Source organism: Bradyrhizobium sp. ARR65, from assembly GCF_000472385.1.
In the GTDB taxonomy this organism is placed as follows: Bacteria; Pseudomonadota; Alphaproteobacteria; order Rhizobiales; family Xanthobacteraceae; genus Bradyrhizobium.
Window position 1 is genome coordinate 1 of record NZ_AWZU01000127.1, and the last position, 1,837, is coordinate 1,837.

The following is a 1,837-nucleotide window of genomic DNA, read 5'->3' on the forward strand; positions in this document are numbered from 1 at the left end:
ACCCGGTCGGGCCACACGCGCGCCATCAGCGCGCGCTTGCCGACGACCTCGCCGCGCGCCTCGATCAGTGCCATTAGCACGTCGAAGGCGCGCCCCCCGAGCTTGATCGGCTGGCCGTCAGCGAGCAGTTCGCCCCGGTGAGGCGAGACCTGAAAACGCCCGAACGCAACGCTTCGCCCAATTTCGGAGACAGGTTCCATCGCTCGCATCATAGCGGTCCGCCACTTCACGGCAAAATTCAAAAGCTCGCTACGGAGATGCCCTCGCTCACCCGCTATTGGAGGGCGTCAATGAGCGCTTTCGCGGCCTGCAGGTCGTCGGTGTCGAAGCCCTCGGTGAACCGGCCGTAGACCGGCTGCAGGAGCGCCATCGCGTCGGCGGGACGGCCCTGATCGCGCAATAGCCGCGCGAAGCTCGTGGCAGCGCGTAGTTCCAAGGACAGAGCGCCTTGCCGGCGCGCCCAGTCAAGCGCTTGCCGGAAGTGACCCTCGGCCTCCATCGCAGCGTCTTGTGTGTCCTCCATCAGGAGGCGCTCGCCCTTGAGGCGCAGTAAATCGGCAATGAGCCAGCATTCTTGACCCTGCTCGGATTGCTCGATTACCTCGTTGAGCTCGGCAAGCACCTCCGAGACCTTGCCGACGTGGCCCAAGGTTTCCGTTATCACCAGAGCAGTGAACCGCAAACCCGACCTGGATTCCTCAAGTTCGGCAAGTTCGGCGAAGCCGGCGCGCAGTAGCCGTGATCCGGCGACGACTTCGCCGCGCTTGATGGCGAGCGCTCCCTCGAAACCGGAGCCAATAGCGCACCAGCGCGGCAGGGCATGTTTTGTCGAGTGATCGAGCAGCATTGCCACGTAGTGCTCGGCCGTGATCAGATCGCCCGCCGCCAGGGCAATCGGGCACGCGCCCCGGGCAAGCGCGTAACAAAATGAGACGGCGTGATCGGCCGCCCGAGCATCCTCGATGCTGCTTTCGGCTGCGCGCATCGCCTGATCCGGAAACCCTTGCAGCCACAGAACCCGCGCAAGGACGGTACGCGCCGACACCCGCAAGTCTATCGGGAAGCGAATCACGGACGACCGATGATCGACAGCGGCATGATCCGCGAGCACGCGCTCGAGATGGCGCCGCGCCTCTGGTTGGTCGCCGAGATAATGCTGTGCCGCGCCCATCATTCGTTCGCCGACCAGTCGATCTCGCGGGTCGGACCGGCTTTCAGCCAGAGCATGGAGCCTCTGAGCCAGTGCCAGACCAACGCGATACTGACCGCTGACAGTGTGAAAGACGCTCAGGCCCCAGAGCGAGCGCAATTGGTACTCGGTGTCATCGAGACTCTCGGCAAGTTCGAGCGCCTTGCTCCAGGCCGCTCCGGTCTCGGGGGCGGTCGTGCCTCTGATATAGGCTACGGACGCGCCCAGGGCGGCGTGGAGTTTCATTTCCCGGCGCGCGTCCCGGTTCATGCCGGCGGCAAGACTGGTCAGCGCCTGTTCGACCCGGCGGCGACATTCGTCCAGCAGCGAAAGATGTATCCACAGGGGCACTGCGGCGGCCGTCAGCGCCACGCCGATCGAGGCATCGCCGCCAGTTGAAAGAGCCCAGTCGAGTGCCGCGCGCACGTCGTCAATATGCGGCCCGTAATCGGCCGCCCATTCGGCTGTTGGCCGCGTCTCCCATTCGGCCTCCGCCCGCTCGAAGACGTCGCGGTAATATCCGGCGTGGCAACGCGCGATCCGTTCGCGTTCGCCGCTCTCGCCGAGCTTTTCGATCGCGTAGGCCCGCGTTGTGTCGAGCAAGCGGTAGCGCGCGACGCGACCGTCAACCTCCGCCGCAACGAGCGA

General features: G+C 65.3%; 2 protein-coding genes. Both read right to left on the bottom strand.

Annotation, left to right across the window (positions count from 1 at the left end):
• The coding region (locus F758_RS46245; protein WP_198026723.1) for a winged helix-turn-helix domain-containing protein at positions 1 to 200 on the bottom strand (200 nt) is incomplete at its 3' end.
• Between the two features lie 74 nt (positions 201 to 274).
• Positions 275 to 1,561, bottom strand: a complete 1,287-nt coding sequence (locus F758_RS0142925) for a hypothetical protein (protein ID WP_157450573.1) — start codon at positions 1,559 to 1,561, stop codon at positions 275 to 277.
• Positions 1,562 to 1,837 lie beyond the last annotated feature (276 nt).